Origin of the sequence: Formosa sp. Hel1_33_131 (assembly GCF_001735745.1) — a bacterium.
Taxonomy (GTDB): domain Bacteria; phylum Bacteroidota; class Bacteroidia; order Flavobacteriales; family Flavobacteriaceae; genus Hel1-33-131.
The window spans coordinates 2,263,610-2,290,280 of record NZ_CP017260.1; the positions used below are offsets into that span (position 1 = coordinate 2,263,610).

At 34.9% G+C, this 26,671-nt stretch carries 17 protein-coding genes and 5 tRNA genes; 15 read left to right on the forward strand and 7 right to left on the reverse strand.

Translation table 11 applies throughout. The features are described from left to right. Positions 1–64 precede the first annotated feature (64 nt). The gene (gene hutH, locus FORMB_RS10465; protein ID WP_069677404.1) at positions 65–1,564 is read left to right on the forward strand and encodes a histidine ammonia-lyase; all 1,500 of its coding nucleotides are present in this window, start codon (positions 65–67) and stop codon (positions 1,562–1,564) included. A gap of 172 nt (positions 1,565–1,736) precedes the next feature. Here the strand turns inward: hutH and FORMB_RS10470 are convergent, their stop codons facing one another. Next, on the reverse strand, positions 1,737–4,283 hold the full coding sequence (locus tag FORMB_RS10470; protein WP_069677405.1) for an ATP-dependent Clp protease ATP-binding subunit: 2,547 nt from the start codon (positions 4,281–4,283) through the stop codon (positions 1,737–1,739). Between the two features lie 250 nt (positions 4,284–4,533). Here FORMB_RS10470 and gyrA point away from each other — a divergent pair, with 250 nt between their 5' ends. Then, positions 4,534–7,080, forward strand: a complete 2,547-nt coding sequence (gene gyrA, locus FORMB_RS10475) for a DNA gyrase subunit A (protein WP_069677406.1) — start codon at positions 4,534–4,536, stop codon at positions 7,078–7,080. A 32-nt stretch (positions 7,081–7,112) separates the two neighbouring features. Then, on the forward strand, positions 7,113–8,369 hold the full coding sequence (locus tag FORMB_RS10480; RefSeq protein WP_069677407.1) for a tetratricopeptide repeat protein: 1,257 nt from the start codon (positions 7,113–7,115) through the stop codon (positions 8,367–8,369). A 48-nt stretch (positions 8,370–8,417) separates the two neighbouring features. On the opposite strand, the gene FORMB_RS10485 is transcribed toward FORMB_RS10480, so the two are convergent. Both FORMB_RS10485 and FORMB_RS10490 read right to left on the reverse strand, forming a co-directional pair. Next, positions 8,418–9,170, reverse strand: a complete 753-nt coding sequence (locus FORMB_RS10485; protein WP_069677408.1) for a C40 family peptidase — start codon at positions 9,168–9,170, stop codon at positions 8,418–8,420. Between the two features lie 3 nt (positions 9,171–9,173). Beyond that, the gene (locus tag FORMB_RS10490) at positions 9,174–10,355 is read right to left on the reverse strand and encodes an acetyl-CoA C-acyltransferase (protein WP_069677409.1); all 1,182 of its coding nucleotides are present in this window, start codon (positions 10,353–10,355) and stop codon (positions 9,174–9,176) included. Positions 10,356–10,574: 219 nt separating this feature from the next. Between FORMB_RS10490 and FORMB_RS10495 the strand changes: the two genes are divergently transcribed. The 5 genes from FORMB_RS10495 to FORMB_RS10515 all read left to right on the forward strand — a co-directional run bounded on the left by FORMB_RS10495 (position 10,575) and on the right by FORMB_RS10515 (position 13,455). Further along, positions 10,575–12,623: an HD family phosphohydrolase gene (locus FORMB_RS10495; RefSeq protein ID WP_069677410.1), complete on the forward strand. Its 2,049-nt coding sequence runs from the start codon at positions 10,575–10,577 to the stop codon at positions 12,621–12,623. Between the two features lie 100 nt (positions 12,624–12,723). Further along, positions 12,724–12,807 (forward strand) — tRNA-Ser (locus tag FORMB_RS10500). A gap of 31 nt (positions 12,808–12,838) precedes the next feature. Then, a tRNA-Pro gene (locus tag FORMB_RS10505) sits at positions 12,839–12,913 on the forward strand. A gap of 387 nt (positions 12,914–13,300) precedes the next feature. Beyond that, positions 13,301–13,375, forward strand: a tRNA-Pro gene (locus FORMB_RS10510). Positions 13,376–13,381: 6 nt separating this feature from the next. Beyond that, a tRNA-Arg gene (locus FORMB_RS10515) sits at positions 13,382–13,455 on the forward strand. Between the two features lie 702 nt (positions 13,456–14,157). On the opposite strand, the gene FORMB_RS10520 is transcribed toward FORMB_RS10515, so the two are convergent. Further along, positions 14,158–16,314 carry a DUF3987 domain-containing protein gene (locus FORMB_RS10520; protein ID WP_197493469.1) on the reverse strand — a complete coding sequence of 719 codons (2,157 nt, stop codon included), beginning with the start codon at positions 16,312–16,314 and terminating at the stop codon, positions 14,158–14,160. A 689-nt stretch (positions 16,315–17,003) separates the two neighbouring features. Between FORMB_RS10520 and FORMB_RS10525 the strand changes: the two genes are divergently transcribed. Together FORMB_RS10525 and FORMB_RS10530 are read left to right on the forward strand one after the other, a co-directional pair. Beyond that, positions 17,004–17,786, forward strand: a complete 783-nt coding sequence (locus FORMB_RS10525; RefSeq protein WP_069677412.1) for a hypothetical protein — start codon at positions 17,004–17,006, stop codon at positions 17,784–17,786. Positions 17,787–17,945: 159 nt separating this feature from the next. Continuing rightward, positions 17,946–18,332 (forward strand): hypothetical protein, encoded by a 387-nt coding sequence (locus FORMB_RS10530; protein WP_069677413.1) that lies wholly within the window; start codon positions 17,946–17,948, stop codon positions 18,330–18,332. Between the two features lie 4 nt (positions 18,333–18,336). On the opposite strand, the gene FORMB_RS13040 is transcribed toward FORMB_RS10530, so the two are convergent. Then, positions 18,337–18,555, reverse strand: coding sequence for a hypothetical protein (locus FORMB_RS13040; protein WP_157498148.1), 219 nt, complete (start codon positions 18,553–18,555; stop codon positions 18,337–18,339). 474 nt (positions 18,556–19,029) lie between these two features. On the opposite strand from FORMB_RS13040, the gene FORMB_RS10535 reads away from it, so the two are divergent. Continuing rightward, positions 19,030–20,058, forward strand: a complete 1,029-nt coding sequence (locus FORMB_RS10535; RefSeq protein WP_069677414.1) for a type I restriction enzyme HsdR N-terminal domain-containing protein — start codon at positions 19,030–19,032, stop codon at positions 20,056–20,058. A gap of 13 nt (positions 20,059–20,071) precedes the next feature. Next, positions 20,072–20,761 (forward strand): ion transporter, encoded by a 690-nt coding sequence (locus FORMB_RS10540; RefSeq protein WP_069677415.1) that lies wholly within the window; start codon positions 20,072–20,074, stop codon positions 20,759–20,761. A 48-nt stretch (positions 20,762–20,809) separates the two neighbouring features. On the opposite strand, the gene FORMB_RS10545 is transcribed toward FORMB_RS10540, so the two are convergent. Continuing rightward, on the reverse strand, positions 20,810–21,919 hold the full coding sequence (locus tag FORMB_RS10545) for a tyrosine-type recombinase/integrase (RefSeq protein ID WP_069677416.1): 1,110 nt from the start codon (positions 21,917–21,919) through the stop codon (positions 20,810–20,812). Positions 21,920–21,974: 55 nt separating this feature from the next. Between FORMB_RS10545 and FORMB_RS10550 the strand changes: the two genes are divergently transcribed. After that, a tRNA-Arg gene (locus tag FORMB_RS10550) sits at positions 21,975–22,039 on the forward strand. 121 nt (positions 22,040–22,160) lie between these two features. On the opposite strand, the gene FORMB_RS10555 is transcribed toward FORMB_RS10550, so the two are convergent. Next, complete coding sequence (locus FORMB_RS10555; protein WP_069677417.1) at positions 22,161–24,218, reverse strand: acylase; 2,058 nt, start codon at positions 24,216–24,218, stop codon at positions 22,161–22,163. A gap of 258 nt (positions 24,219–24,476) precedes the next feature. Between FORMB_RS10555 and FORMB_RS10560 the strand changes: the two genes are divergently transcribed. Beyond that, positions 24,477–24,821, forward strand: a complete 345-nt coding sequence (locus FORMB_RS10560; RefSeq protein WP_157498150.1) for a hypothetical protein — start codon at positions 24,477–24,479, stop codon at positions 24,819–24,821. Between the two features lie 306 nt (positions 24,822–25,127). Then, positions 25,128–26,660, forward strand: coding sequence for a Fic family protein (locus tag FORMB_RS10565; protein WP_069677419.1), 1,533 nt, complete (start codon positions 25,128–25,130; stop codon positions 26,658–26,660). The last annotated feature ends 11 nt before the right edge of the window (positions 26,661–26,671 follow it).

Here is a 26,671-nt window from a genome sequence, read left to right on the forward strand (position 1 = left end):
ATTAACAATTATTTGCATATCTATTATGGAATGTTCAAATTTGACCAACACAAACACCGATTAAATGCACATTATAAGCACCAAAGCGTTAAGTTTATCAACCCTTAAAACCTTAGTGTTTGAAGGTTCAAAAATTGAACTTTCAGACGAAGTGATCCAAAAAATTCAAGAATGTCGAGATTACTTAGATCAAAAAATTGAGGCAACTTCCGATCCTATTTATGGCATCAATACTGGGTTTGGATCGTTGTGTGATGTGCGAATTCACTCTGAAAACCTTACAAAATTACAAGAAAACTTAGTGCGTTCTCATGCCTGTGGTACAGGAGATTGTGTCCCACAACCCATCATAAAACTAATGCTTTTATTGAAAATTAAGTCCTTGAGTTATGGGCACAGTGGCATTCAGTTAGAAACCGTGAACCGTTTGGTTACATTTTATAACAACGATATTTTACCCGTCATATATACTCAAGGATCGTTGGGTGCTTCTGGGGATCTGGCACCCTTAGCGCATTTGGCATTGCCCCTTATTGGCGAAGGGATGGTTTGGTACAAAAACGTTCAGACTCCTGCTTCGGAAGTTTTAAATGCGTTTGATTGGGAGCCAATCACATTGCAGTCTAAAGAAGGTTTAGCATTGTTGAATGGCACACAATTTATGACGGCTTACGGGATACATTCCTTATTAAAGTCGTTCAAATTATCTTATATGGCGGACCTTATTGGTGCCCTGTCATTAGATGCTTACAATGGGAGAATTGAACCTTTTGATCCCTTAGTGCATTTGGTACGTCCTCACAATGGACAGATAAAAACAGCGGAACGCATTCTGAGTTTTTTAGAAGGTAGCGAATTAATGAAGCAGCCCAAAAAGCATGTTCAAGATCCGTATTCGTTTCGATGTATGCCGCAAGTACATGGGGCGACTAAAGACACCTTGATGTTTGTTAGAAACACGTTTATTACCGAAATAAATGCAGTGACCGACAATCCTAACATATTCTCCAAAGACGATAAAATTATTTCTGGCGGGAATTTTCACGGACAACCTTTAGCCTTTGGATTTGATTTTTTAAAAATTGCCATGGCAGAATTGGGGAATATTTCGGAACGAAGAACTTATCAATTGGTATCAGGCTTGCGAGAATTGCCTTCTTTTCTGGTTGAAAAGTCGGGATTAAATTCAGGATTTATGATTCCACAATACACAGCGGCAAGTATTGTGAGTGCCAATAAGCAATTAGCAACGCCTGCCAGTGTTGATTCCATTGTATCTTCTAACGGACAAGAGGACCATGTGAGTATGGGTGCCAATGCGGCTATTCAAACCTATCAAATTTTAGAAAATGTAGAGCGTATTTTAGCAATTGAATTGCTAAATGCTTCTCAAGCATTGTTTTTTAGAAACCAAAAAACATCTCCATTTTTAAGAGGGATTCTGTCTAGTTTCAGAACGGAAATTCCAAAAGTAACGGAAGATAGAGTACTTCATGATGATATACAGGAAGCCATCAAATTCATTCAGACACTTGAACTAGAAAACGATGTCTTATTTGATTAAACCTTGAAAAAAAAGAGGCTGTCTAAAAAGTATGAAAACCTGTCATTCTGAACCTGCCTGACGGTAGGCAGGTTTATTTCAGAATTTTAATACATTGATTTTCAAAATATTATTAGAATCTGAAACTAGTTCAGATTGACAAAATGTAGCTTTTTAGACAGCCTCTTCATTGTTACAATTCTTTCGCCTCATTGGGCGATGTTATGTTGACGTCTAATTTCGCATCATCTTTGCCAATATCCATCGTGATGGTGTCCCCTTCATGCACATTGGATTTAATAATTTCCTCTGCTAAGGCATCTTCCACATATTTTTGAATGGCACGTTTTAAAGGGCGCGCGCCGTATTGCTTGTCAAATCCTTTTTCAGCAATAAAACTTTTTGCTTTTGTGCTTAATTTAAGGGTGTATCCTAATTCTGAAATACGCTCCAAAAGTTTCGCAAGTTCGATGTCAATAATTTTATCAATATCTTCTTTTTCTAAGTTGTTGAAAACGACCACATCGTCAATTCTGTTTAGAAATTCTGGTGCAAAAGCTTTTTTAAGTGCGTTTTCAATCACCGAACGTGCATTGGAACTTTCTTGAGATTTTTGAGCGGCAGTTCCAAACCCAACACCAGAGCCAAAATCCTTCAATTTTCGAGCGCCAATATTCGAGGTCATGATAATGATTGTATTGCTAAAATCAATTTTTCGACCCAAACTATCCGTTAAAAATCCATCATCAAGCACTTGAAGAAGCATGTTAAATACATCTGGATGTGCTTTTTCAATTTCATCTAAAAGAACCACTGCGTAAGGTTTACGTCTGATTTTTTCGGTCAGTTGTCCACCTTCTTCATAACCAACGTATCCTGGAGGTGCACCGACCAATCGTGAGATGGCAAATTTCTCCATGTATTCACTCATGTCAATTCGTATCAATGCATCTTCACTATCAAATAATTCTCTAGCAAGTACTTTGGCAAGCTGTGTTTTACCGACGCCAGTTTGTCCTAAAAAGATAAATGACCCAATGGGCTTATTGGGGTCTTTAAGTCCCGCACGATTCCTCTGAATAGCTTTCACCACCTTTGAAACCGCTTCATCTTGACCAATTACTTTTCCGTTTATGAGCTCTGGAAGTTTTGATAATTTATTACTTTCCTTTTGAGCAATACGGTTCACAGGAATGCTAGTCATCATGGAAACTACCTCAGCTACATTGTCTTCACTGACAACAATGCGATTTAATTTAGATTCTATTTCCCATTTTTCCTGCGCTTCTGCAAGACTCTTTTCTAAACGTTTTTCGTCATCTCTTAGCTTGGCAGCTTCTTCATATTTCTGTTTTTTAACCACAGAGTTTTTAGTCACTTTTACTTCTTCAAGTTGTGCTTCTAGTTCCACGATTTGGTCAGGAACATCAATATTTGTGATGTGAACTCTTGAGCCTGCTTCGTCCAACGCATCAATCGCTTTGTCTGGTAAAAACCGATCGGTCATATAACGATTGGTCAATTTTACACAAGCTTCAATAGCTTCATCTGTGTACTCTACATTGTGATGATCTTCGTATTTGTTTTTAATGTTGTTTAATATCTCAATCGTTTCACTCACCGTTGTTGGCTCCACGATGACTTTTTGAAAACGACGTTCAAGTGCGCCGTCTTTTTCGATGTGCTGTCTGTATTCGTCAAGAGTTGTAGCGCCTACACATTGCAGTTCGCCACGTGCCAATGCGGGTTTAAACATATTAGAAGCATCCAAACTTCCCGTAGCGCCACCGGCCCCTACAATCGTATGGATTTCATCGATGAATAAAATAATATCGTCATTTTTTTCCAACTCATTCATCACCGCTTTCATGCGCTCTTCAAACTGACCACGGTATTTGGTACCAGCTACAATGCTGGCCAAATCTAAAGTAACCACGCGTTTATTGAATAAAATTCGAGAGACTTTACGTTTGATGATTCGAATGGCCAAGCCTTCGGCAATAGCAGATTTGCCAACACCAGGTTCACCAATCAACAAAGGATTGTTTTTCTTACGACGGCTTAAAATCTGAGAGACACGTTGAATTTCTTTTTCACGTCCGACTACAGGGTCTAATTTCCCTTGTTCTGCCATTTCAGTAAGGTCTCTTCCAAAATTATCTAGAACGGGGGTTTTCGATTTTTTCACTCCTTTTTGAACGCTGCTTTGACCAAATGAACTGTCTTTATTTTCATCTTTAGGCATATCTTCACTTGGAAAAGCGGCTGCTTTTGGAGTCTCCGTGTAGTCGTCGTTTGTGATCATATATTTAAATTGTTCTTTAGCGTTATCGTAATCTACTTTTAGTTTATTCAATAGCTTTGTTGTAGGGTCATTTTCATTTCTCAACACACATAAAAGTAAATGTGCTGTATTTATAGATTTACTTTGAAAAAGCTTCGCTTCTAAAAAAGTTGTTTTTAAAGCCCGTTCTGCTTGACGTGTCAAGTGGAGGTTTTTTTTCTCATCAGAAGCAATCATAATATTGGGGTTGGAAGGACTGAGGATTTCAACCTTACGACGCAAATGACTAAGGTCAACGTCTAAAGCGTTCAAAATATCGATTGCCTTGCCATTGCCATCTCTTAAAAGTCCAAGCATCAAATGTTCAGTGCCAATAAAATCGTGACCTAAACGAAGTGCTTCTTCTTTACTGAAAGAAATAACATCTTTAACTCTGGGGGAAAAATTATCATCCATAAAAAATCTTTGGTTAAATTTACAAATTCAAAGGCATTAAATCAAAAACTATACCTTTTTATTTTTTATTTATACAAATGATAGCAAAAACTAATTAAAATCAAAATTTTTAAGCCACTATTTATTAACCATTTTGCCTCTTAAAATTGTTGATAAATTTGATTAAAAAAAGTCATGAAAATTCACTCAGTAATAATTTGAAAAGTAGTATATTAGCTAGGTTATTTAATAAATAAAAATATAACGTAGTATGGTAGAAGGAGAAAAGTTAATCCCCATTAATATAGAAGATGAAATGAAGTCAGCTTACATCGATTATTCGATGTCGGTAATAGTGTCTCGGGCACTTCCTGACGTAAGGGATGGATTAAAACCTGTGCATCGCCGGGTCTTATTTGGAATGCATGAACTTGGTGTTCGATCCAATACAGCGCACAAAAAATCGGCAAGAATTGTTGGTGAAGTTTTAGGTAAGTATCACCCACACGGAGATACCTCTGTTTATGACGCAATGGTTCGTATGGCTCAAGAATGGAGTTTGCGATATATGCTGGTTGATGGGCAAGGGAATTTTGGGTCGATTGATGGTGACAGTCCTGCAGCAATGCGTTATACAGAAGCCAGAATGCGTAAAATATCGGAAGATATGCTTGCGGATATTGATAAGGAAACGGTTGATCATAAGTTAAATTTTGATGATACACTTCAAGAACCTACTGTATTACCAACACGAATTCCAGGCCTATTAGTAAATGGTGCTTCAGGAATTGCTGTGGGTATGGCCACCAACATGCCTCCTCACAACCTTTCGGAAGTAGTGGATGGAATTACAGCATATATAGATAACACAGACATCGATATTGATGAATTAATCACATATGTTAAAGCACCTGATTTTCCTACAGGAGGAATTATTTATGGCTATGATGGTGTGAAAGAAGCGTTTAAAACAGGTCGTGGCCGTGTCGTTATGCGTGCCAAAGCGAATATAGAAGACGTGAATGGACGTGAGTGCATAATCGTTACCGAAATTCCATACCAAGTCAATAAAGCAGACATGATTAAGAAAACTGCTGATTTGGTGAATGATAAAAAGATGGAAGGGATTTCTACCATTCGTGATGAATCAGATAGAAATGGAATGCGCATTGTTTATGTTTTAAAAAGAGATGCCATTCCTAATATTGTCTTAAATAAACTTTATAAATATACAGCACTTCAGTCTTCTTTTAGTGTGAATAATATTGCGTTGGTAAATGGACGCCCAGAAATGTTGAATCTAAAAGATATGATTCATCATTTTGTAGAGCACCGTCACGAAGTGGTCGTACGTCGTACAACCTACGAACTTAGAAAAGCCGAAGAACGCGCTCATATATTAGAAGGATTGATCATTGCTTCCGATAATATCGATGAAGTCATCGCAATTATTAGAGGTTGTTCAAATGCTGAAGAAGCCCGTGAAAAATTAATCGAACGTTTTAAACTGAGCGAACTACAATCCAAAGCGATTGTTGAAATGCGATTAAGACAATTAACAGGCTTAGAACAAGATAAATTACGTGGCGAGTACGATGCAATCATGAAAACGATTGATGAGTTAAAAGACATTCTTGATAAAAAAGAACGTCGTATGCTCATCATTAAAGAAGAGCTTGCTGTTGTTAAAGATAAGTATGGTGATGAACGTCGCTCTGTGATTGAATATGCTGGAGGTGATTTATCGATTGAGGACATGATTCCTAATGAGCAAGTTGTCATTACAATTTCACATGCAGGGTATATCAAACGTACGTCATTAACAGAATATAGAACTCAAAATAGAGGTGGAGTTGGACAAAAAGCATCCACCACTCGTAACGAAGATTTCTTAGAACATTTATTTGTAGGAACCAACCACCAGTATATGTTGTTCTTCACTCAAAAAGGAAAATGTTTCTGGATGCGTGTTTATGAAATCCCAGAAGGTAGTAAAACGTCTAAGGGGCGCGCCATTCAAAATTTAATAAACATAGAACAAGACGATAAAGTCAAAGCGTTTATTTGTACTCAGGATTTAAAAGACGAAGAATACACGAATTCGCACTATGTGATTATGGCCACCAAAAAAGGTCAGGTTAAAAAAACATCTTTAGAACAATATTCTCGACCAAGAACGAATGGAATTAATGCCATTACGATCAAAGAAGATGATGAATTACTAGAAGCAAAACTTACCACAGGCGAAAGTCAAGTGATGTTAGCATTAAAATCTGGGAAAGCCATTCGATTTGAAGAAGCCAAAACCCGTCCAATGGGCCGTGGTGCTTCAGGAGTTCGCGGGATTACTTTAGCGCATGAAGCGGATGAGGTGATCGGAATGATTGCTGTAGATGACATGGAAAGTAACATCCTAGTCGTATCTGAAAACGGCTATGGTAAACGATCTAGCTTGGAAGATTACCGAATCACAAATAGAGGTGGAAAAGGTGTCAAGACCATTTCAATTACAGATAAAACAGGTAATTTAGTATCCATCAAAAATGTAACCGATGAAGATGATTTAATGATCATTAATAAATCAGGCGTTGCAATCCGATTGGCTGTAGAAGATTTAAGAGTGATGGGACGTGCCACACAAGGCGTTCGTTTGATCAACCTTAAAGGGAATGATTCGATTGCTGCCGTTGCAAAAGTAATGCGGGAAGATGAAGAAGACATCGAAGCAATTGAAGGTTTAACGGAAGAAGGCGCTGAAGAAACCACAGGTGCTACTGAAACAGATGACACAACTGTTGATACTCAAGAAGAAGAATAACTATTAATACTAACTATTAAAATTTAAATAAGATGAAAAAATATCTTGTATTTGTAATAGCACTAACTCTAGGATTTTCTGCTGTTGCCCAAAAGAAAGAAATTAAAACAGCGACGAAGGAGATAGCAAAGGGAAATTATGAAAAAGCAGGCGTGGCACTTGATGCTGCCGAAGCACTTTTAGGTTCTATGGACGAAAAATATAAAAGTCAATATTACTTACAAAGAAGTATCTATTACCTAAACAATGGCGAGCCCGATTTTAGTACCATCAAAAAATCGATTGAAGCTTTAAAATTAGTCACTGCACCAGCGCAGGCACAAGGAGTTAAAGATCAAACGCTAAATTTAAAAGCCCATTTGGTTAATAAAGGAAGTTCCCTTTTGAGAACAGATGAATATGAAGCATCTTCAGGTTATTTTGAAAACGCCTATAAATTATCTCCTAACGATACGGTTTATTTGTTTTATGCTGCTTCTACAGCGGTCAATGCCAAGCAATATGACCGTTCCCTTATGATGTATGAAGAATTGAGAAGTCTAGGTTATACGGGGATTGAAAAAAATTACCTCGCTACAAACAAAGAAACACAAGTTGAAGAAGCGTTTGGTAATATGATGTTGAGAGACCTTTCGGTGAAAGCTAAATCGCATATCAATCCCAAAGATGAAACCACTAAATCTAAGTTTCCAGAAATCATTAAAAACATCGCGCTCATATATGTTCAAAATGGAGACAATGAAAAAGCACTTCAAGCCATGGCTGTAGCAAGAGCAGAAGCTCCTGAAGATTTAAATTTATTATTGACAGAAGCAAATGTTTATTACTCAATGGGTAATACCGTAAAATTTAAAGAGTTGTTGGAAGTTGCCATTCAAAAAGATCCTAATAATTCTGAATTACAATATAACTTAGGAGTTATTTCTGCAGAAACGGATGATTTAGAAAGTTCTAAAAAATATTACCAAAGAGCCATCGAATTAAAGCCAGATTATACCAATGCTTATATAAATTTAGCGGCTTTAATCTTAGGACAAGAAGAATCAGTGCTAGAGGAAATGAACAAATTAGGATCATCTGCTGCAGACGACCGAAAGTACGATGAATTAAAAGCAAAGCGAAACCAGTTATACTTAGATGCAATTCCTTATTTAGAAAGTGCATTTGGCATAGATCCAAGCAATTATCAAGCGGCTAAAACCTTAGCAAACATATACAGTGCTGTAGGGAATACGGATAAATACAAAGAATTTAAAGCACTTTCGGATTCATTAAAACCAAAAGAGTAACGTTTAGTTTTACGATATTAAAAAGTCATTCAATTTGAATGACTTTTTTTATGGGATAATTTTTTTGATGACTCTCAGTTTGTGAGAGTGTGTTTTAGTATCTACATTATAGATGCCACTTTGATCGAGGAGGTCAATCCGAACTTTACCATGCGCATGAATAATGTGATGGTCTTCCATGATCATCCCTACATGAATAATCTCCCCTTCATTATTATCAAAAAAAGCTAAATCACCAGGTTCACTTTCCTCGATAAAACTAAGGGCATCCCCTTGAGATGCTTGTTGAGAGGCATCTCTTAAAATTTTGAATCCATTTAGTTTATAAACCATTTGAACGAATCCAGAACAGTCAATCCCAAAAGGTGTTTTTCCTCCCCATAAATAAGGAGTGTTGAGGTATAGTATAGCAGTCTCTACAAGTTTAGATTTGTCTTTAGACCCAATAGCTTTTGCTCCTTCAAATGTATGTTTTAAATAGGAGAGGCCATTAAGCGCTGAACCTAACAAAATAGGATGTAATTGTTGTTTTTGATTTGTGATAAAATCAACCAAATCCGTGGTCATTAAAGGATCGGATTTGTGGAGCTCTTTATATTCCAATTCGTCAATAAATTGAAACTGTTTATTGTCAATCCATCCTTCATATTTATCAAATCCCAACCGGATGCGACTCCAAGATTTACGGTGCTCTAAAACCTTAAAATGATCGCCATAGAGTACTTGCGAAATTAATTCGCTCGTATCCGTAGCTTCAGATCTTAAAGCAACAACGCTGAGGTAGCAAAGGCCGTATTGCATTCCTTAAATATTTCGTTCTAGGATCAATGCCGAAGCACCGCCACCGCCATTACAAATCGCTGCAGCTCCAATTTTCCCATTATTTTGTTCGAGGACACTCAATAAGGTTACCACAATTCGAGCACCCGAACATCCAAGGGGGTGGCCTAAAGAAACGGCACCTCCATTGACATTTACATTTGAATCGTTTAGCCCCAATAATTTCATGTTTGCTAAGCCCACTACCGAAAATGCTTCATTGAATTCAAAGAAATCTACTTCCGAAATATCAATCGCTGCTTTTGCCAATGCTTTAGGCAGTGCTTTTGAAGGTGCTACAGTGAACCATTCGGGTTCTCTTGCAGCATCGGCATAGCCTTTTATAGTGGCTAAAGGTTTCAAACCTAATTCTTTTGCTTTTTCTTTACTCATAAGGACCAATGCAGCGGCACCATCATTTATGGTGGATGCATTTGCAGCGGTTACAGTTCCGTCTTTTGTGAAAGCAGCACGCAAGCTCGGTATTTTTTCTAAACGAACGTTTGTGTATTCTTCATCTCTATCGACAACAATAGGTTCTCCTCTTCGTTGTGGGACTTCTACAGGAACCACTTCAGAATCAAATTTACCTTCATTCCATGCATCTGTAGAGCGTTTGTACGATTGAATCGCAAAAGCATCTTGTGCTTCTCTTGTAAACTTATATTCTGTTGCACAAGTATCTGCAAAAATTCCCATGGCTTGATTTGCATAAGCATCCACCAAACCATCTTTCTGTAAGCCATCATCAAATGTCACGGAGCCAAATTTATGTGCCGAACGTGCATGGTGATAGTGCGGAATTGAACTCATGTTTTCCATACCACCCGCAACAATAATATCAGCATCTCCCAAAGCAATTGATTGGGCGGCTTGCATAATCGTTTTCATTCCAGAGGCACAAACTTTGTTGACCGTGGTACAGGGTACCGAATCAGGAATGCCCGCATAAATAGCGGCCTGTCTTGCTGGGGCTTGCCCAGTGCCAGCTTGTACAACATTGCCCATTAGAACCTCATCTACAAGTTCAGGGCTTAGATTGATTTTATCAAGCGCGCCTTTAATAGCAATCGCACCTAATTTTGGCGCAGGAACAGAGGATAAACCTCCTAAAAAACTCCCGATAGGGGTTCTTGCTGCGGATACAATTACAACGTCTTTACTCATAATTTAGAATTTAGAGATGGTTCATGCGAAAATAACTAAAATTTAGGATATATAAAGTAGTAATATTTTAATATAGAGAGAAAAGATACTTCTTTTTATTACTTTTGGGTGTTGACAATCATATAATGTTAGGATTAGTTGAAGTATAAGCTCTCCAATTGCGAGATGAACCAACTCATATTAAAGCATGGTGTTTGAAACAATAAATAATAAATACACATGAAAGATATAATGAACCTTTTTCATAAAAATCACTCCTTAATTTATAAGGTCTTTCTTTTTGTGTTGACCACTTTTGTAATTGTCTATTTGTTTCCGAAAAGTGGAACTTTCAGATACAGTTTTGAAAAAGGAAAACCTTGGCAGTCCGAAAATCTATACGCACCTTTTGATTTTGCAATCAAAAAAACAGCCGAAGAAATTGAGGCAGAAAAACAGCAAATTACACTACAGTCTCCTGTCTTTTTCGATGTGGATACCACCCTAATCACTTCGGTTAAAAAGGAGTATTCTTCAGCATTTGACCGCTTGTTTTTTGAGCTACCAAGAGACCAAATCAAAATAGACTTATATTATAGGGGAGTTGTACTTTTGGATGAATTGTATCAAAGTGGTGTACTTCAAGATTCATACGATTATGATACCAATCAGCAGATCTCTATTTTGGTTGATAAAACGCAAAGTGGGGTCAAACGTTTTGATAGCTTTTTTCTTCAAACGAATTTAAAATCATTTGTAGAATCGAGTGTGGAAGCTTTGGGTTTAGAAGCCTATAAGCAACGTTACTTGGCACTGTTTTTTGACGTTGTAAAACCCAATGCTCAATTAAACAAAGTCATTACTCAAATTTCGTTTGAAGAACGCTTAAGTCAAATGAAATTAGTAAGAGGGCGTGTCGATAAGCAAACCCTTATTATCTCAAAAGGGGAAGTGGTTCAAGGCGATAAGTATGCCGTTCTAAACTCATTAGTGTCTGAATATGAATCACAGGTATGGACCGATTCAAACTATACTCTAGTTGTGACGGCTTATACAGTTTTGGTTTCATTGGCTTTATTGATGCTATTGTTGTTTATGAAAAAATACAGAATGGAGGTGTTTTCAAACAATACCAAAGTCACCTTTATTTTTTTCAATATCGTTTTGATGGTATTCTTAACCACTTTGGTTGTCAACTTCAATTCATCTTATATTTATATTGTTCCCCTGTGTATTTTGCCTTTAATACTGAAAGCCTTTTTTGATGCCCGATTGGGCTTGTTTACGCATGTGATCACGGTACTATTGTTAGGATTTGTAGTCGCAAATAACTATGAGTATATGTTTTTGCAAATCATCGCTGGTATTGTCACAATCTTAACCGTTTCGGAACTTTATAAGCGCGCAAATTTATTTATATCTGTGGGACAAATCACTCTAATATACATAGTGTCTTATTTTGCATTTTTTGTAATTCATGAAGGAAGTATTGATAATTTAAAATGGGAAACCTTTTTGTTGTTTGTTTTGTGTGGATTGGCGACGCTGTTTGTGCAGCCTCTCATATATGTGTATGAAAAACTCTTCGGACTTGTTTCGGATGTATCGTTGTTAGAATTGTCAGATACCAACTCTAAACTCTTGAAAGAACTGTCTGATAAGGCGCCAGGAACCTTCCACCACTCTTTAAATGTAGCAAATTTAGCAGAAGCTGCCGCTAACGAAATAGGCGCCAATACAATGCTTGTAAGGGTAGGAGCCTTGTATCACGATATCGGCAAAATGAAAAACCCTACCTATTTCACCGAAAACCAAATGACAGGAACCAATGCACATGATGAGTTGTCTCCAAAAGAAAGTGCGAAAATCATTATCAACCATGTTATTGATGGGGTCGAATTGGCTAAGAAAAACAATTTGCCCGACCGTGTTATAGATTTTATTAGAACGCATCATGGTACAAGTACTGTGTATTACTTTTATAACAAACAAAAAGAGTCGAATTTAGATTTTGAAAATAGTGATTTTTCGTACAATGGACCCAAGCCATTTAATAAAGAAACGGCCATCCTTATGATGTGTGATAGCGTGGAAGCGGCGTCCAAAAGTTTAAAGGATCCCAATTCCACTAAGATAAATAATTTTGTAGATGCGATTATTTCCAAACAAATGGATACAGATCAATTTTTGAATGCAGATATTACTTTGAAAGAAATACAATCCATTAAGAAGGTGTTGAAGCAAAAATTGGCCAACATGTACCACTTGCGCATTGAATATCCGGACTAAATTAAAAAAGCTTACAAAAAAGTAAAAAAATAGTTTGCGTTCTAGATAATGAAAAGTTACATTTGCAACCGCAATTTTAATTGCTGAAGTTCATTTAATAGGAGAGGTGCCAGAGTGGTAATGGAGCAGATTGCTAATCTGTCGACGGGTAACTGTCGCCAGGGTTCGAGTCCCTGTCTCTCCGCAAGAAGTAAATTAACAACAGATAATCAATTCGGGGTGTAGCGTAGCCCGGTTATCGCGCCACGTTTGGGACGTGGAGGCCGCAGGTTCGAATCCTGCCACCCCGACAAAGAGGTCGTCACGCTAGAAGCGTGACCACCCCGACTAAAGTGTTTTCGTTTATTCGTAGGCACTTTTAAAATTAATAGAATGTCTGTTGTTAATTTGTTTTTTAGTTTTTAATTTATTTTAAGAACAAATTTGATAACAAATTCGGGGTGTATCACGCAGAAAATGCGTGACAGGACGTAGCCCGGCTTGCAAAGCCAACGGAATTGTTATCGCGCCACGTTTGGGACGTGGAGGCCGTCACGCTGAGGCGTGACCACCACATTAAAAAGGATATGAATGAATTTTCATGTATTTTTTAGTTAAGTTCATAGTAGAAGTGAAGCATTAATTTTGGAGCGTAAAATCAAAAAAAGAGGTGCGAGAAGATATTTAGATAACCAATTCGGGGTGTAGCGTAGCCCGGTTATCGCGCCACGTTTGGGACGTGGAGGCCGCAGGTTCGAATCCTGCCACCCCGACAAAGAGGTCGCATAGCTCAGCTGGATAGAGCACCTCCCTTCTAAGGAGGCGGTCCTAGGTTCGAATCCTAGTGCGATCACTTAAAGCTTCACAGAAATGTGAGGCTTTTTTGTTTGTATCCTTTTATTGACAGGGTATACAGAGCTTCTCTACATTGAAATCATTTTTTAAAAGAGCTTTTGTAAAAATAGCTTTTTACTTTAATTAATCAAAATTTATAAATATTTGACAGACATTTGACAGACATTTTCCTGACAAAATTCTCCAATTTAGGGGCTTAGTTAGTAATATTAATATTTTTTTTGCCACACTTCCACTACTAACTTGAATTGTCCTGAGTAAAAACCCAAAAAAACTAGACTTACCAATCCATAATAATAACACCCCACTACCTAAATAATATCACTTTCCTTTTTAGGGTTATCTTCGTAGAACAGGGTATTACCCAAAACCTAAGCTTGTGAAATAATTTATTGGTTACCATTATACAGATGAAATAGGGGTTAAAACTATGTAAACGAAGTTATTAGTCTACGTATTAAGAGTATTTTTGTTAAGCGTTATAAAACTTCGTGCAGGGGTTACCTTCTATCTCTTTACGAAAGACTGTGTATTGTCTTTTCAAATTTATATTAGATCATAAAAAAGGATTAACCTTTACGATTAACCCTGATTACAATTTATTTATAATGTGATTTTTATCACATAAAAACAAAGGGCTAACGTTTTTGTTAACCCCATGTTTTGTTAGGGAGTGTAAAATGTGGCAGAGGGGTTACCTTTATCTCACCACGTAAACACCATGAGTCACTTTTCTTATAAGTTTTAAGTCAATAAACCTTCTCAATATATCAGCCAAAGTTCTCTCTTTTATATTAAGCGCCTTAGCCTTTTCTAAGATATCAACCCTTTTTACTTCTCCTTGAGATTTCATCCAAGTTAGTAATTGATTCTGGGTTTTATTAAGCTTACTTGAGTCCTTATTTATCTTATTTAGTATACCAATACTGTGTGTTAAATACACCTTCTCAACAAGGTCCAGCGAAGTTTTAAACTCTAAGTCACTGCAGGTAATCTCAGGCTCATCAGACCTTAATGCTGCAAGTGTCATTGCAATCTTAAAAGTCATCAGTCCCAGTCTATAAATAATACCTGAAACATCATCATTGTAGAGAACAGAGTTGTGTCCAAGAGCCTCAGAGAATACCTCATCCAGCTGCATACCCTGCGCTCTAGTCATAACAAATTTCTGAATGTTGTTGCTTCTAAACTTATTACATAAGTCAGCGCTAAAGCCCTTAAATATCTCGTTGTTACTAACTGTTATAGCCTCCGTATAAGTACTTCTCCACTTCTGTTTAGCACTAAAGGAGTAAAATATAAACCTACTAAACAAGCCGTCTTGAATTGATGTAATTAAGGTGTCTAGCTGGTTGGGTGTTCCTGTAATTGCAACACTAAATTTAGGTTCCTTAATTTCAGAATAGTCAAGGTCTGTCATCCTGCTTTTTGATATTATTTCAGCATGGAATCCTTTCCTGAGAACATCCGAGTAGCTACCCCAATCTTGTTTTAATGTATTGGTTAGCGTGTCTGCCTCTGTCTCACAGATACAGCCCATACCATCATTATCCTCTAGATGTTTTATCATCATGGCAGATGAGGTGTCGGCAGGTATAAAGTACATGCTTGTCTTTGGCTCTTCAGGCTCAATTAGAGCCTCTAGCTGCGCATCAGTTTTTGCCTTTTTAAGTTTTAAGCCAAACAAACGTTTTGCCTTCTTATACTCCTTAAGCTCCTCCTTACTCTGACTAAATAGTAAGTCATGAAAGCAGTCTCCCAGTTGTTTAGCAAACTTCATACTACCCTTACCACTAGCTGGAGGTGCAATTACAAAGCTATACAGGTTAGGAAACACCTTCTCCTTGTCATATAACCCATAGACGTTGTGTAAGCCGCCACTAATTACAGACAATGCAGAGGTTAGGAAGACGTCCCTTTTTCTTCCATCGAAAACATTACAAGCATCTCTGAGTGTTATAGGTAAAGCCTCATAAATATATTCAGGAATCATTGGTGAAGAATCCACAACAACCTCAACAACATCATCTTTGGCAGATATGGCAGGTTGGCGAGCGCTACCATTCTCGTTTACATTATTCTCATAGCCACTTTTAATGGCAGATTCTATCTCATTTTCAGGAAAAGAATCATCACTATAAGAACAAGCATAGTTACAGGTGTCACTAATATCAACACCACACCTATTTGCATTACAAGCAAAAGAGAAGACAAAGTTATTTCTATTACCTTCAATAAATTCTTCTTTGTTTGCAGTAAAATTCCAAACCCAATCTAAATCCTTTTGAGATATGGTTTCATTACTTGGATAGCTTTGATAATTGAAAACCTTTGAGTTTTCATTTAAATACATATCACTATCATAGGATACAAAACAAAGCCTTAAAACATCTTTTACAGACTTATCAGACTCAACATCTAATAGGTTGTCATAATAGCTTCTTAATGCATTAAAAGCATAGGTGTGTGTGCTTAAATCATTATCACATTTAACTAATACTTTTAATCCTTTTCCTGAAGGACTTACAAAAGCAGCATAGGTATAAGGATTGCTTATTATTTTAGACTTTATATCTTGAACATTATCAAGCTTGTCGTAATCTAAATGTAATAAGCCTGAATAAGATTCTACATTTTCTTTTTTACGCTTACCTTTATAAGTAGCAGATATAGTAAAAGCAGGGAGTTTTAATTTTAACTCATTTGCTTGTTTAGTATTTCCACTATTTACTTGATACTGAATATCTTCTATTTGCTTTTTCCAAAAGCCTTTCTTGATTTGTTCAAGAACTTTTTGAACCTCTACTGTTCTGTTGTTTGACCCATCTAATGAGTCTGAAAAAATAATTTTTTTCATTTTTTTCATTTTAAAATTAAAGGTTTGCCAAACCGCCAAACCTGCCTTTTGAGACAGAGAAACCTTTTGAAATTAGGCAGAGTTATTCTTGCTCCCATTTTGGGAGTCTTTTTTTGATAGCTACGTACTATTATTCTGTAACTATAAATTAGATGTCGAGGAAATACTATTTCATTGGCATAATGTTTATGCCAACAGTTTTTGAATGAAGTTGAATAATCCGTATCTTTGAGGTGCTTAAACATCAAGTCAATGGTTTTCGATTTCGGTCAATTCTATTGGCTTTTTTACTTTCTCAAAGGTCGTGGATTACAGAACTTTTTCAAAAAAATAAGGGCCAAACATATCAACAAAGTTTTCAACATAAGTTCTTGATTATTAGCTGTTTATTACTTGCGTATTATTTGTTTTTTATTTGTTTATTGTTTGTTTCAAGCACACAATAATTTGTAGATTAGGCTAGCAAATATCGATGCTTTTAGAAGGGTTTCATCATTTCAAATAATGAAAATTACTATCCTTAAATTAAAAATATTACTAACTTTACAATTTAAAAATTAGAGCTATTAAAACTTTTTTGCTTCATACAATCTGTGGAATATGTTAGTTCTTACTAAAAAGACTAAAATAATGACTAGTGGAAGGGTTAATTGAAATTTCTTATCTTTGAAATATAAACCAATTTAATAATGAAAAAACTACTCTTACTCTCCGCCTTTCTAATTTTCGCTTGTAGTAGTGATGATAGTAATAATGAGGAAAATACAACTACTGGACAAAAAAAGCTAGTATCTTTTGAGATTATTGAGGATGATAACTTGTGTGTTGGCGGAAAAAACTACAGCTGTATTTATGAAAATGATAAAATTATTACTAAATCATATCAAGGTTATAGGTCTTCTTGCTATTCAAATAATTCAGACAATTGGAATTACAACAATAGATACCAAACTAATTATGAATATTTATCTAATAAAATTCTTGTAACTAGTCCAGAAGATGAAGGTGAGGTTAATCTTGATGAAAATGGACTAGCTATTGGGGTTCAATTTCTAAATGGAGAATTGATATCAAATGGAGATATAACCTTTGCTTGGGAAGGTGGGAATGTATTACAGGCAGAAATAGAAAACTATAGTCTTTTATCAATAGACTATTCATCTATTCTGAATAACACAAATTTTATTCATCCTTTATTTGTTGATACTGATTTAGCATTGAGTGGTGAGTATATTGCTTTAATAGTTAGTGGTGCTGCAGGAAAAACCTTAACAAATTTACCGCTTAGAACAATTAAACGTAATTCAAATGGGGAAATCCTAAGCGAAAGTATGTGGTCATATGTAATGGATGATGAAAATTATCCGATTTATATAAAAATTGACCTTGCAACATACGAAAACAATGAGTTTGATTATGGTAAAGACTTGCCTAGAAGATTAATAACTTATAAACTCACTTACAACAACTAAATGAAAAAACTACTCTTACTCTCCGCTTTATTAATCTTCGCTTGTTCAAGTGATTAAAGTTCGGATACGAATGATAATAATAATGCTCAAAATGATAGTATAATTGGGACTTGGAAACTTTATAATATTCAAATATTTAATCAAAATGATGAATTATTGATGGATTTTATAATAAGCGGAACTGATTGTTTTGATATGGGCGACTGTCAATTAAATTCAGACTATGTTGAATTTACTGACAGTACTTTCACTGCATATACCTTTTGGGAAGAAGAAAGTTCTGATTGTCAAAATGGAGATATTATGATAGTTGATGGATGTACAAATGTATATATCAGTACCGCCAGTTATAACTTGAATAATTCTATTATAAACTATTCAGATTATATTGAAGAAAACCTTATATGTAATGAGACAACTGAACCTCAAGATGACAGCACGCCATTTAGTATAGAAAACGACAAATTAAAAATATACAATCAAACCCAACAAATAGAATGTTTTGATGAGCCTCATTATTATGTTTTTACATATCAAAGACAATAAATAATTAACACTTTTCAACCCTGCTAATCGGCAATAGCAAGTCAGTTGCTTCTACTAAATAGCTTCCATTGTTCGTTTTAAGCGTGTATTTAAGCGTTTCTATTCGCTCTATACTGATAATCGTTTTAACGCTGTTTTCGGATAATTTAAAGGCTACATAGCGACATTGAATGTCGTCTATTTCAGTGGCTTCTAAAAGAAGCTTAAAAAGGCTGTTTATCACCCCACTAGCCTAATTGAAAAAACTTGATTAATCAAACTCTTTTTTATGCTGTGTGTTATGCCTAAGTAAAGTAGACTAAAAGGTTAATCTCTCATACGATTGTTGTTATTTAAATATTGCTCTAATAGTAAAATTTACGCAAACTAAATCTAACCTGTAAAACTTATTTTTGAGTACACACTTTTTAGCATTTATGCGGATAATAGTGTACCTCTAATTTTTAATGTTTTCAAATGTCTGTAATAGATGCTGGTTTTATTATCAAGTAACTCACACACTTGATGTTTAGTAATATTTAAAACAAAAGCTGATATCAGCATAATTATGAAATGTAAAAACTATTTACTAAATTTAATTGAAAATATTCCACTTTGGTATGAAGACGTACAACGCAGCTTTCCATAAGAACTATATTTTTTTTAGTTATAATTTACTAAATTTGTTTGAAAACTAATTTTACTCTTAAACAAGATTATGGATAGCAAGAAGGTAAGACAACTAGTAAAAGCATTGAATGAAAAATTTGAAAATTGGGATTGGGAAAAAGCACTTGCTAACAGTCAAATTGAAGCTACCACAAGAGATTATTTAATACATCCATTTCTTGATTTGCTTAATTATGATAGAATAGATGATTACACTCACGAGGTTACAGCAGATTTAGGGAAGAAAAAAGGGAAGAAAGTAGACGTTGCTATTACATTAGGGGGCAAAAATCCAGTTATTTTAATTGAATGTAAAAAATCTACAGCTAAATTAAATGACAACCACTATAGACAACTTCGAGAATATTGTACAGATACAAATACTGCGAAAATTGGAATATTAACAAATGGAATAGTTTATAAGTTTTATACAAGAAACAATACTAGCACACTTCAAACTTCTCCTTTTTTTGAATTTGACTTGAGTGATTATGATAATCAAGATTTAGAAACACTTTCTCTTTTTATGCGAAATGTAATTGACATAAATTCAATTTTGGAAGCAGCAGAAGAAACATATTTTTTAGATAATTTCGATGAAGCACTTTATGATACTATGGTAAACCCATCAGAAGATCTTATTAGAATTATTTATGCAAATATGGGTGGTAAGAGAAAATCAGATAAGATTTATTCCAAAATAAAAGAATTAATAAATGGTACATCCTTAATTAGTACTTCAAATAGAATTATTAAATATGAAGCCTCAATGTCTAATTCTGGCATCATTACCACAGATGAAGAAATAAAGGCATATAATGTCATAAAAACAATTATGGCAATGTCTAGCAAGTTTAAAAATAATGATTTACAAAGAATCAGTTATAGAGACTTAAAGGGTAAGTTTTTAGTCCTATTTGATGATAATCAAAAAAAGAAAATTTGCTCTCTAATACTTAAAGAAAAATCAAAAGTTGTTGAAATTGGTGAGGATAAATTTCCTCTAGAAGACACTAGTATAGCTTCAATAACTAAACTAAAAAAGCAATTACTAGAATCTGCACTTCAACACGTTTAATTTTTTTGATTATATGAAGAAACAGTTACCAGCTTTTTTTGATAAATTTATATATGTATTAATAATTTTGAATCTCATCTCTATGGTAATAGAGTCTGAACCAGATTTAACAGTAAATACTAAATCTTATCTTTTTTATTTTGAAGTTCTTTCAATTTCAATATTTACTTTAGAGTATTTAATTAGAAGTTGGTTCTCTATTAAACAAAAAAAGAACTACAACATTACCTTTTTCGGAATCATAGATTTATTATCAATTCTACCATTTTTCTTTAGTACTGCATTAGGTTTCGATGGAAGGTTTGTGAGGATCTTTAGATTGTTTAGGGTTTCGAGAATATTAAAGTTAGGAAAGTTCAGCAAATCATTTGAATTACTAGGAGATGGTATTTACAATGTTAAAAGAGAATTATATATAACCTTTTTTATTGCTTTCATTATGCTTTTCTTTTCAGCATCTGGAATATATTATCTAGAAAACCCAGAACAGCCTAAAGCCTTTTCGAGTATTACAGAATCTTTTTGGTGGGCAGTCTCATCTTTAACTGGGGTTGGTTTTGAAGAAATATTCCCACAAACTTTTGGTGGTAAACTGTTTGGGACATTTATTTCTTTAATTGGAATAGGAGTTGTAGCTGTTCCTACTGGCATAGTAAGTGCTTCGTTTGTTGAGATATTAGAAGAAGAAAAGAATAAAAAATAATTAAATGAAAAACTATTCTGATTTCATAAAAGAAACACTAATCAAGTTTTACAAGTGTGAACTCAAAACTTGGAGAAAAATATTTAGATACAAACCCAAAACCATAGGCATATCCTCTTCTTTCAGTTCTGCTATTTCTAAACCTCTTAAGTAGGTCAGAGACACATTTATAGATGAATGCCCCATAGCTTTTTGTAGCTTGGTTATAGACCCTGTTCTCTTAAAGATTTCTATAGCTCCTGAGTGTCTAAATGAGTAGAGTGTTTGGTCTTGTTCAAGCAGTTTAGAAACCCTCTTAAAACGTCCCCAGAGTGTCTTAAAGTAATCTTGGTTTAATGGTTGTTGTCTTCCAGAAAAGATATTATGATGAGGTTCTCCTTTTATAAGTAGTTCTCTAATATAAGAGGGTACAGGAACAATTCTATTTCTGCCTGATTTATTTCTATTACCAGACAAATGAATATAGCCCAAGTCATCACTAAAGTCAGACCAAGTAAGTTCTCTTATTTCACGATGAGGTCTTAAAAGACATCCATAGGTTATTAAACAACATAGATATAATTGTTTGTTGTATGCTTTAATATCTTCAAGTATCTTATTGATATTGTCAAATGGTTTGTGCATTTGAGCATTTGCTCTTTTTGACTTTATTCCCTGCATTGGATTGGAAGTCATTCCTATTTTTCTTGCTTCATTAATTAGTGAACATAACCTCAGTCTATAAGTGTTATAGGAACTTTCTGAATTGTATTTATTTAATATTATTTCTATGTGAAGTGAAACAATAGGTGAGTCTTTCAGTTCTTCAATTAGCTTATTAAATATAAACTGTAACATCTCCTTATACTTCTTAGTATAGTTTTCTTTGAGTTTGTTGTTTAAGGCTACTGTTAAGTAATCCTTATCTGTCATATTAGGTTTTATGAGTTTGGATACTTTAAGTTGCTCTAAGGTTAAGCCACTAATTAAAAATTGATATACCTCTGATGCTAATAGATTACCCATTTCCATTCGTTCAGAAACAGGGTAGGAGTTAGGGTAGATATTTGAATTGATTTTAGAACCATTAAACAATCGATATCGTTTGTTATTTTGGTTAAAAATTACATAAACCCTACTTTTAGAGTCAACTTTTACTTTTGGATACATTAAATTCATTTGACAGACATTTGACAGATTATATTTTTATAATCTTTTAAAAATCTAAAATTCAATGTTTTAGCTGGATAGAGCACCTCCCTTCTAAGGAGGCGGTCCTAGGTTCGAATCCTAGTGCGATCACTTAAAACCTGACTAGAAATAGTCAGGTTTTTTTGTTTCTATAAAATTATTTAACTAATTAAAATCATAGGTTTCAGAAAAAAACATATATCAAATTCAACTTAGAGCGGGGCAGAATTTATTTAGGAGCATACCTTTTTATAGCGGAACCCAATACCTCTGATCTGTCAAATGACATTGTTTTGGTTTTAAAATTAACATACAACTCCATCTGATCAGAATAATGTGGACTCTCTGGTCTTCGGCTATTTCCATAAGAAATAACGGATTCATAATAGGTTTTAGTTGGCGTAAAGCGCACCAACCCAATATAAGATTCACCATGAGTGATCTTTATTTCTCCATCTTTATAAGGCTCTCCTCGCATCGCCGTAACAACATCTGGCAAGCCAAAAACAGGGAGCTCTTTTTCTCCTCTCACTAGTTTTTGAAAATCTCCTAAGCGAATGCGTTCACTATTAAAATGAGTCAACATATAAGCTTTTGTTGTTTTCAAGGCTTCAAATAATACGTCATGCGTAAAAACACGATCTTCAGAAAGTTGATCAAAAAAGGGTCCAAGTTGATAGTATAGTAATGCATAGGCTCCAGCACCATAAGATTTTGGGTTGGTAACACGATCCCAATTTTTAATACTCGTTAATAGTGCGCTAACTTCTGGATAGTCCTCCGTTTTCATTTCAAATAATGGATTTAAATCCATATAGTTATAGCTTAGAGGAGTTGGTAATTGATGGTCATATTTGATGCGTTTGAAACGCTCATAGTCTATGTGTTCTTTTTCTTCAAGCAATTGGAGCAGACGTGTCGATCGATTGTTGTCATAAGTTTCAAAATTCATGGCGTTTGCAAAATTTTCTGCTTGAGGATTGTCATCTTTTCCTGAAGATTTAAAAGGACTGTGATTTGCGTTGTATACAAACCCTGATTTTGGACTGATAACCTGCGGCAACTCTTTAATGGGATAATAGGAATCCCAAAGCGTTTTACGGGTATTTCCGGGAACAACGTCTGTCCAATCATACCCTTCATTTCGGATGGGAATTTTCCCATTAGAAATATAAAAAATAGTATCATTTCTATCAGCATATCCAATATTGTAACCCGGAAGTGCTTTCATTTCTAAGGCTTTATAAAACTCTGTAAAATTGGTAGCTTTGTTCATGCGCCACAATTGCTCAACAGCGTTAATATTTGTTGTGCTTGGTGTACGTACTGAGTAAACTCCTGTTTTATTTTTTAGAGTTGATCCATAGATACTTCGGTAAAACTTTTTCTTAATTGGAATCTTAAGACCTAGTAGTTTGAGGTAAATTTTGGCTTTAAATTTTTCTAGCTTGTACGGCTTTCCATCCACTAGATAGACGTCTTTTTTGTGGGGATGCATTTCTAGAGCGTATACATCTGCTTTGTCTGGGTAATTAACCGTATGTGTCCATCCCAAGAATTCATTGGCTCCCGTAAAAATACAAGGAGACCCAGGGAAGGTGGCTCCAATAATATTGGTACCTTCCTCACTCACTAAATGCGCTTCGTACCAAGATGTTGGACCTTCTAAAGGTTGGTGAGTATTGATGGCTAAAAATGTTTCATCTGATTGGGTTCGACTGCGACTGATAGCAATGAGATTAGAGCCTTTGGTGTCCTGTTCAATTTCATAGGGCCAAGACAGTTCGTTATTGACAATTCCACTGACAAGATTTGCTGCGCCATTTGAAATAAATAACTGAAGTTGTGTATAGCGAAGTATTTTTTGAGGAGTGAGAGGAAAGAGTGAAGATTCTAGAATTTCATCGGGATGTTTTTCAGCAAAGGCATTTAGCCCTTTTGTAAAACCCTGAAGTAGTTTAATAAATTTTGGATCGAGGGTGTTAAATTGTTCGTTTACTATTTTTTCAGACTGAATTAGTTGGGCAAGAAAATCAGCAACGGCACCTTTCAAACCTATAAATTTACTCAACAACCCATTTCCAGCAAGATAGGCTTGCTGAATTGTTTTAAAATCATCTTCAGCTTGAGCCCAAGCAAACCCATAAGCGACTTCAGCATCTGTGGGCGCATATATATGAGGGACACCATATGAATCTCTTACAATTTCAATTGCGTCTGGATCAATTTGGGAGTATATGTTAAGGGTAGTCAGTAAAAATAAAAGTATAACAATGGTGTTTTTCATAAGAGACTTTGAATAAAATATAAAGATATACAATTAATGATAAGCCCGTTTAATAAAGTAGCCCTAACAGTTTCCTTATTTCATTATAATTTAATTTTTTTAATTGGTTTTTGTCACATCCATTTAGCTTGGTATTATTTTAAATCAAATATTTTATAATACAATCTAATAATTTGTTTATAATTTATTAAATTTGTTTAAACAAAAATTAAATATATTATGAAAAAAGTACTTTTTACAATTTTATCTTTATTAATTATGTCATGCAGTAGTGATGACAATGATAACAGTTCTGCACCAACAGTTAATTCTGATTTGGTAGGTACATGGGTAGGATCAGGGGTAGATGATGAGGATCCATTAATGGTTACAATCCAAACAATCGTTTTTAATCAAGACGGTACGGGTTCTCTGACTGATGTGGTTGTACTTGGTGGAGAAACGAATGTTTCTGAACTTACATGGTATTCGAATGCGACTACAATCTTTGGTACTTTAGAAGGCCAGTTGGATGAAATTGGATATGTTTTGTCTGAACAAAATCAACAGCTTGAACTTACCTTTCCGGAAGGAGATGCGAATATTTATGTTAGATTAGAGTAAACAAATATACAAAACCAATTAAATCAAGCCTTACTAGAAATAGTAAGGCTTTTTTTGTTTCTATAGAAATTGCACGGATATGCTTAATTTCCATTAAATTTGTATCTATAAATAATAAAAAACAAATGCCATTTAACATCGTTCTTGTAGAACCAGAAATTCCTAACAATATAGGTCGACTTGGTCTCAGTATTCGTTATGTATTCGATGAAAGTTTGCGCACGTTTTTTTAATAAAACGACAAATGCGCACGTTTTTTTTAATTAGCGCACGTTTTTTGCTTATATTTGAGAAAAATTATAAATCTTGGAAATAGTAATACCATCAATCGAAACATCCATATTTCAAGGGAAAACCACTCCAGAAGAAGGGAAAATAGTGGGTTATGGTGCGATTGTTGAAAACTTAAAGTTACCTATCCCATTTCCAAATGTGTTATCTCTAATTACTAAAAAAAGTAAAAAACATACGACTGAAGATTGGAACGTATTTCCGAGATCTTACCAACCAGAAGAAACATTATACAAACAACTCGTGTTCGCTATTAAATATGAAGGCATTAATCTGTTGGTATTAAAATCGCTATTTAATCTTATATCTAAAGAAAGTATCCAAACACTATTGCATATAGAACCTATGGGGCAATATAGCCGAAAAATATGGTTTTTATTTGAATGGCTGCAACAAGAAGAAATTGATGTACAGGTAGATTTAAAAAAGAGAACCTACATTCCTTTAGTAGATTCAAGTATGCAATATGTCTTAAAAGGAAAAGAATCTGCAAAACATAAAATTATTAATAACCTTCCAGGTACAAGAGATTTTTGTCCATTAATATTTAAAACTAAAAAACTAGAATTTCATATAAATGCAAACATCTCTGGTAAGCAAAACGCATTCCTAAATAATATCCATAAAGATGTATTGCAAAGAGCCTCTTCTTTTTTATTGTTGAAAGACTCTAAAGCCTCTTTTACAATCGAGGGTGAAAACCCTGGTAATAATAGAACGATGCGTTGGGGGAAAGCCATTGGTCAGGCAGGTCAAAAACCATTAAGCATAGAAGAATTAATCCGATTGCAGCAGATTGTAATAGAAAACACTAGGTTTGTTGATATGGGTCTGAGAGACAGAGGCGGCTTTGTTGGTGAACATGATCGGACTACAGGAGAACCAATTCCGAACCATATTTCTGCAAAAGCAAACGACCTTGAGCAATTATTAAAAGGATTAATTACAGCCAATGAAGCATTGCAAGACAAAGCCTATGATGCAGTTTTAGCAGCAGCAACCATTGCATTTGGTTTTGTGTTTATACATCCTTTTGTTGATGGGAATGGTCGTTTACATCGTTATATAATTCATCATATTTTGGCAAAAAAAGAATTAACACAGCAAGGAGTTATTTTCCCTGTATCATCATCAATACTAGATCATATTGGTAATTACAGAGCTGTCTTAGAATCCTTTTCACACCCTTTACTAGACCATATTGAATGGAAAGAAACAGGAGTTCACAATGTGGAGGTAACCAATAACACGATTGATTTTTATCGCTATTTTGATGCTACAAAACAAGCGGAGTTTTTATATGAGTGTGTAGAGGATACTTTAAAAAGAGTCATTCCAGAAGAAGTAGCTTATTTACAAAAATATGACTCATTTAAAAGATATCTGGATAACAATTTTGAAATGCCAGATAAGTTGGTTGCTATACTCGTTCGTTTTTTGGAGCAAAATGGAGGCGTATTATCAAAAAGAGCCTCAAAAAATGAATTTTCAGTATTAACAGATTTAGAGATAAAAGAGATCGAAGGAAATTATAACATCATATTTTAATAACAAAAAAA